This window comes from Micromonospora sp. KC213 (genome assembly GCF_004348325.1).
Taxonomy (GTDB): Bacteria; Actinomycetota; Actinomycetes; order Mycobacteriales; family Micromonosporaceae; genus Micromonospora.
Window position 1 is genome coordinate 1 of the sequence record NZ_SMKF01000241.1, and the last position, 6,663, is coordinate 6,663.

Sequence of the window (6,663 nt, forward strand, 5' to 3'; positions counted from 1 at the left end):
GCCCACCACCGGGCCGGCCGACCCGCCGCCCACCACCACCGCGCCGCCGGGCGGGGATCCGCCGCCGGCCGGCGACTGACCGGCTGGCACGAATCGATCCGGGCAACTCCACCTGACGGCTGGAGAACACCCCGAAGGTGGTGTCTCCGGGGGGCGACGCGGAGTCACTGCGCCGGGTCGACGACTTCTATCGGCGGCTGGTGGAGCGCACCCCTGGCGGACGCGGTGGTGGTGACCGACCACGACTGCTTCGACTGCGACCTCGTCGCCCGGCACGCCCGCTATGTCTTCGACAGCCGCGACCGGTGTCGGGGCGCGGTGGTGGAGCGGCTCTGACCCGGTGACCGGGACGACCACGTGGCGGCCGTCATCGTCGAACATGGCGGCAGATTCCCGCCGCGAGGCGGAGACGGTCAGAGCAGGGCGCGCATCCGGTCGATCTCCACCGCCTGCTCGGTGGCGACGGAGTTGGCGAACTCGTTGAGCTGCTGGTCCGCGCCCACGCCGAGCAGGTCGGTGGCCATCGTCACGGCACCCTGGTGGTGCTCGGTCATCATTCGTACGAAAAGCCGGTCGAAGTCGGCTCCCCGGGCGGCGGCGAGCCGGCGCAGCGCCTCGGGCGACTGCATGCCGCGCATCGTGCCGTGGTCGTGGTCGGGCACCTCGGCGGAGAGGCCCCGGGCGCTGAGCCAGCCGCGCATCATGCCGATCTCCGGCGCCTGCGCGCCCCTGATCCGGTCGGCGATCGCCTTGATCCCCGGGCTGGCGGCCCGGTCCGGCGCGAGCTGGGCCATCTGCAGGGCCTGCTGGTGGTGCGGGATCATCATCCGGACGAACCAGACGTCGAGCGAGTTGTAGTGAGGTGACCCGGTCACGCGGACCTCGTCGGCGGGGCGGGCGACGACGGGCTCGCCGGGGCGGCCGGGCACGATGACCGAGGGGCCGCCGCTGGTCGCCGCCGGCGGCGTCACGCCGACGGCCGTCCCGGCTTCCACGGGGGCATGCCGGCCGGCGGGACGCAGCGTGAACGCCAGCGCCGCCAGCAGTACGGCCGAGAGTGTGACGACGAGCAGGATCCGTCCACGTCGGGCGGTCATGCGGATTCCCCCTCCGATCGAGGTCACGCCGATCGTAGCCATTGGCGACAGTCGCAAAGTGTGACCCGAGTCACATCGACGGTCCTCGTCGGATAGTAGGGTGTCCAGCATCATCACCCCCTGCCCGAAGGGCTCTGCCGATGATCAGTCTCACCCTCCACCGACGACGGTCGCGTACCCTCGGCGTCGTCGCCACCGGTCTGCTGGCCGCCAGCCTCACCACCGCTCCCGCCAGCAGCGCAGCCGCGACGCCCGACGCGGAGGCGGTCGCCGCGGTCACCGCCGCACCGGCCACCAACGACCCCGGTCTCGGGGTCGACGAGATCTCCAGCAGCCCCAACCTGCGCCAGATCGCCAACCTGCCCAAGCAGGCGCCGTTCGACACCCCGGGCGCGGCCGGCACCGACCTCGCCTTCCAGGGCCGGTACGCCTTCGCCGGCAACTACAACGGGTTCGTCATCTACGACATCGGCAGGCCCAGCGCACCGAAGATCGTGTCGCAGGTGCTCTGCCCCGGGTCGCAAAATGACATCTCGGTCCACGGCAACCTGCTCTTCCTCTCCACCGACTCCTCGCGCAGCGACGACTCCTGCACCAGCACGTCGCAGTCGGCCTCGGTGAAGGAGTCCTGGGAGGGCATCAAGGTCTTCGACATCACCGACAAGACCAACCCGCGTTACATCAAGTCGGTGGAGACCGCCTGCGGCTCGCACACCCACACCCTGGTCCCGGGCAAGGACCGCAAGACGGTCTACCTGTACGTCTCGTCGTACAGCCCGCGGGCCGACTTCCCGGACTGCCAGCCGCCGCACGACTCCATCTCCATCGTCAAGGTGCCGCTGAAGAAGCCCACCGACGCCGCCGTGGTGGCCACCCCGAACCTCTTCCCCGACGGCGGGTACGAGGGCGCCCCGGGGAAGGCCTCGGCAACCAGCGGATGCCACGACATCACCGCCTACCCGGCGAAGGACCTCGCGGCCGGCGCCTGCATGGGTGACGGCATCCTGCTGGACATCCGCAACCGCGAGGCGCCCCGGGTGATCAACCGGGTACGGGACACGGTGAACTTCGCGTTCTGGCACTCGGCCACGTTCAACAACGCCGGCACCAAGGTGGTCTTCACCGACGAGCTGGGCGGCGGCGGCGCGGCTACCTGCAACGCCACCGTCGGCCCGCACCGTGGCGCGAACGCCATCTACGACATCACCGGCCGTGGTGACGCCCGGAAGATGGTCTTCCGTAGCTACTACAAGATCCCGCGCACCAACGCGAACACCGAGAACTGCGTGGCGCACAACGGCTCGCTGATCCCGGTGCTCGGCCGCGACATCATGGTGCAGGCGTGGTACCAGGGTGGCGTTTCGGTGTGGGACTTCACCGATTCCGCCAAGCCGAAGGAGATCGCGTACTGGGAGCGGGGACCGCTGTCGGACACCCAACTCACCACCGCCGGCGCCTGGTCGACGTACTACTACAACGGGCACATCTACTCCAGCGACATCCAGAAGGGCCTGGACGTGCTGGAGCTGAACGACTGGCGGACCTGGACGGCCCACCTGGTCCACTTCCGTGAGCTCAACGTGCAGACCCAGGCCGGCTACCTGAGCTGGTAGCGGGGCGACACGACCGGGCCCGGTCCCACTGGGGACCGGGCCCTCGCGCGGACGCCGGTCAGCTCACCGGCAGCCGGTAGCGGCGCTCGCCGCCGCCCGCCGGAACCGCCGGGTGGGCCGCCCAGTCGAAGTTGCGGGCGAACAGCGGCCGAGCCGGGTCCCCACCGGCCGCGAGGAGCGAACAGCCGAACGGACCCGCGCCGGCCGGGCGTCGGTGCCAACCGTCGGGTCGTACCCGCCGGCATAGGTCATCTCGTACAGCGGCAGGTCGTCGACGCGGCCCAGGCTGGCCAGGGTGCGCGCGACCTCGTCGGCGTCCTGCCGGGAGCCGGTCGGCGTCGCGGCGGCGGCTGACGCGGCCGGCTCCACCAGCCGGGGTGGGGCGTCCACAGCGGAGTCGGTACATCCGCGGTGACGAGCAGCAGGGTCGGTCCGGTGCCCGCCAAGGCCCTCCGCATGTCCCCAAGCCTGGGGCAGGCTTCGACGGTTGTCGACCGCCCGTCGTTTTCCGGTCTCGACGCGGGGTACCAGCGAGGTGAACCGACGAGAGGAAGGCGGCACATGAAGCGCAACGAATACCACGTGGTGCCGAACGGCGGGGGCTGGAAGGTCGAGCAGGGCGACAGGACTCTCGGCTCGTACGACACCAAGCACAGCGCGGTCGAGCAAGGGCGCAAGATCGCCCACGCCAACGAGCCGAGCCAGCTGGTGGTGCACACCGCCGACGGGAAGATCGAGACCGAGTACACCTACCGGGACGACCCGTTCCCGCCCGCGGGCTGACCGGCGCGATCCCTCCGGCGGTCTGCCGGAGCCACCTGGCCACAGGCGGTTCCGGCAGGCCGCCGTCGTCGCAGCCCCGGGCGGGGGCGATCGACTGCCGCTCCGCCCAGGCGATCGGGGCATGCTGGCGGGGCAAAGCGGTCAGGTCGCGCGGGTCGACGGTTCAGGCCGGGATCAGCGCCAGCTGTTTCCCGATCGCCTCCTCGGAGAGTTCCGGGCGCCCACCCGGGTGCCCCACCGTGGCGCCTGCAGCGGCGACGGCGCGTCGGGCGACGAGGTCCCGGGGTTCCCCGCGCAGCAGGCCGGCGGTGAGCGCGGCGACGAAGGCGTCCCCCGCGCCGGTGGTGTCCACCGTCGGGGTGTCGCTGAGCGGGACGAAGAGGTCGCCGCCGGGCCAGGCGAAGGCGTTGCCGACCCCGTCCACCTCCACCGCGACCAGTGTCGGGCCGTGCCCGAGCAACTCACGGGCGGCCCGGCGGCCATCGGTCGCGTCGTTCGGCCGAGCGCCGGTCAGCAGTTCGGTCTCCCGCGCGTCGGTACGCAGCACATCGGCGAGCACCAACAGTTCGGCAGCGCGCGACCGCTCCTCGGGCGCACCGTCCAGCACGACCAGCCGCCCGGCCCGGCGGGCGCAACCGGCGGCGGCCAACGCCGCCTCGTGCGGCTGCTGCAACTGCACCAGCACCGCCCGGGCGGCCCGCAACCGGTCTGCGGCACGGCGCACGTCGGCGGCGGTGAGCAGCGTCGGCTCGGGCAGGTCCTGCACGTAGTGCCAGTTCCCGGCGGCGTCGACGAGGTCGACGATCAGCCCGGTCGGGGTGCCCGCCCGGCGTACCACGGCTGCCACGTCGACCCCGTCGGCCCGGGCCCGGGCCAGCAGCCGATCGGCGATCTCGTCGTCGCCGACCACGCCCAGCAGGCCGACAGCGACACCGAGCTGTGCCAGCGCCACCGCCTGGTTGGCGCCCTTGCCGCCGAGCAGCTCCCGCCGGCACCGCACCGGCGCCGTGCCCGAGGCCGCGGGCAGCTCGTCCACCTGGAGCACCAGGTCCCTGGCGATCTGCCCCACCACCACCACGTCCGGTTCCGCCATACGGCCCCTACTACCCGCCGGCGGCCGTGGCATGTCGGCGTGCCGGCGACCGCCGGCCGGGAGTGGGCGGAGGCGGAGGCTTCTGTCGGACGGCAACCATCCTCAGGCTCCCATCTCTGCTTCGTACGCCGAGCGGAGCCGGGCGCGGGCGGCCGGGGCGAGGCAGACGTGCCACGCCTGTCCCTCGTCGACGACGTTCAGCTCACCGGCGGCCTGCCGCGCGAACAGGATCTCGGCCAGGATCTTCTGGACACCGAAGCGGGCGAACCAGCTCATCTCGATGTCGACCGCCCACCCGAGACAGTGGGCACTGGGCACCATCGCCGCGTACCCGAGACGGCGTAGTTGGTGCTGGTGCTCGGCGCTGCGGACCAGACTGGTGACCCACAGCGGCGGGGTGCCGACCGGGGTGGCCCGGTCGAACTCCCGGGCAACATCGTTGAGCAGGGCGACGATCTCGCGTCGGGCCCGGCGGAACCGGACGCCGGCGGTGCGCGGGGTGGCGTCGGGCCGTAGCCGGCGACCGACCGCTCGCGCCCCTCGGCCGAACAGCGTGCCGGGCTGCTCCCGGTAGCGGAACGCGAGCAACCCCCGCCGCCGCAGCCATTCCAGGTCCACCAGGTCGGGGTGGGTGTTGACCTGCTCGTCGGTGCCGAAGGTAGGGGTGTCGCGCCACCACATGAGGTCGATGCGGGAGAGCAGGTAGATCCGGACCAGGGCAGTGAGGTCCCTGGCCGAGTTGCGTTCGTTCGGCTGGTAGCGGGCCATCTCCAGCAGCAGCGTCTCACGGGCGCCGACGATGCCCTGCGGACTGGCGTCGAGCACGGCGGCGACCGCCGGTTCGCGCATCCGCTGATCGAGCAGGACCCGGCGGGCCAGGATGGCGTCGGAATCGGCCAGCGCAGCGACCTCCACCAGCAGGTCGGCGACCGCGTCGCGGTACGCGTCGAGGTCGGGCAGGACGCGGGCGACCGCGCGGGCCGGCGACGGGGACCGGCGGGCGAGGGCCGGTGAGGTGACGGACGGCTCGGGTCCGGAGCTGCGGCTGGGTACGCGCATGGGCTGGTCCTCTCCCGTGTGACACGCACGGCACGGATCACCGTGAGGCACACGCTAACCACCCATAGCCGCCAAGGAATCAGAAATGCCCTTATATGCCCCTAAGTGCGACTCATCGCCTTCGTCTTCGCCTGACCGTACGACGACAGCGCCGGGTCGGATCGGGCGGGCGCGGTCGACCGGCACCCACTCGAACACGCTCCAGCCGGGTTCGAGCGCCCTCTGCGATCCTGCGTCGCGCCACCGCCGGCCCGGGTTAGAACGGAAGGGCCCCGCGGTCGGTCAGTCGAAGGAGGGCTCGAGGTCGCGGCTGCGCTTGAGCTCGTAGAAGCCGGGGGTGCCGGCGACCAGGAGGACACCGTCCCAGAGCCGGCCGGCGGCCTCACCCTTCGGTGCCGGGGTGACCACCGGGCCGAAGAACGCCACCGCCCGCCCGGGCACCGGCCCCGGAGCGTGGATCACCGGAGTGCCCACGTCGGTGCCGACCGGCTTCATCCCGGCGTCGTGGCTGGCCCGCACCGCGTCGTCGTGGTCGGTGCGCTCCGCCACGTCGGCGAGGGCGGGGTCGAGCCCGGCGTCGGCCAGCGCCGCGCGGTTGAGCTCCTCCCCGAGCGGCTGCCCGCCGGGGTGGATGCGGGTGCCGAAGGCGGTGTAGAGGTCCCGCAGGACCTCCCGGCCGTGCGCCTCGGCCGCGGCGACGCAGATCCGCACCGGCCCCCAGGACAGGCGACGCAGCGCGAAGTACGCGTCGGGCCGGTCCCGGTAGGGCTCGGGCACGTTGTCGTTGCCCTCGTTGAGCACCGCCAGGCTCATCACGTTGAACCTGATGTCCACCGGCCGGACCTTCTCCACCTCGAGCAGCCACCGGGAGGTCACCCACGCCCAGGGGCAGACCGGGTCGAACCACATGTCCACGGTCGCGCGGTCGTTCATACCGTTGTCTCCTCTGCCGTTACGGGCCCGTCCGCCCGCTCTGGGTGATCCTCCCCCGGGCGGCGGCGGCGGAGCGGGCCGGGGG

7 protein-coding genes are annotated in these 6,663 nt (G+C 72.3%); 2 read left to right on the top strand and 5 right to left on the bottom strand.

Annotated features, from left to right (window positions below):
- Positions 1 to 413: 413 nt before the first annotated feature.
- Positions 414 to 1,097 carry a DUF305 domain-containing protein gene (locus E1166_RS28435; RefSeq protein WP_132342960.1) on the bottom strand — a complete coding sequence of 228 codons (684 nt, stop codon included), beginning with the start codon at positions 1,095 to 1,097 and terminating at the stop codon, positions 414 to 416.
- 140 nt (positions 1,098 to 1,237) lie between these two features.
- On the opposite strand from E1166_RS28435, the gene E1166_RS28440 reads away from it, so the two are divergent.
- A complete protein-coding gene (locus tag E1166_RS28440; protein WP_132342961.1) occupies positions 1,238 to 2,710 on the top strand; it encodes a hypothetical protein in 1,473 nt (490 codons plus the stop codon).
- A 63-nt stretch (positions 2,711 to 2,773) separates the two neighbouring features.
- Here the strand turns inward: E1166_RS28440 and E1166_RS28445 are convergent, their stop codons facing one another.
- Positions 2,774 to 3,100, bottom strand: a complete 327-nt coding sequence (locus tag E1166_RS28445) for a hypothetical protein (protein WP_207914600.1) — start codon at positions 3,098 to 3,100, stop codon at positions 2,774 to 2,776.
- Positions 3,101 to 3,271: 171 nt separating this feature from the next.
- Here E1166_RS28445 and E1166_RS28450 point away from each other — a divergent pair, with 171 nt between their 5' ends.
- Entirely contained in the window at positions 3,272 to 3,493 is a 222-nt protein-coding gene (locus tag E1166_RS28450; protein ID WP_132260872.1) for a DUF2188 domain-containing protein, read from the top strand.
- Between the two features lie 163 nt (positions 3,494 to 3,656).
- Here the strand turns inward: E1166_RS28450 and E1166_RS28455 are convergent, their stop codons facing one another.
- From E1166_RS28455 to E1166_RS28465, 3 genes are all read right to left on the bottom strand, one after another.
- On the bottom strand, positions 3,657 to 4,586 hold the full coding sequence (locus E1166_RS28455; RefSeq protein WP_132342962.1) for a PfkB family carbohydrate kinase: 930 nt from the start codon (positions 4,584 to 4,586) through the stop codon (positions 3,657 to 3,659).
- A 102-nt stretch (positions 4,587 to 4,688) separates the two neighbouring features.
- Complete coding sequence (locus tag E1166_RS28460; protein ID WP_132342963.1) at positions 4,689 to 5,645, bottom strand: DUF5715 family protein; 957 nt, start codon at positions 5,643 to 5,645, stop codon at positions 4,689 to 4,691.
- A 282-nt stretch (positions 5,646 to 5,927) separates the two neighbouring features.
- On the bottom strand, positions 5,928 to 6,578 hold the full coding sequence (locus E1166_RS28465; protein WP_132342964.1) for a disulfide bond formation protein DsbA: 651 nt from the start codon (positions 6,576 to 6,578) through the stop codon (positions 5,928 to 5,930).
- Between the last annotated feature and the right edge of the window lie 85 nt (positions 6,579 to 6,663).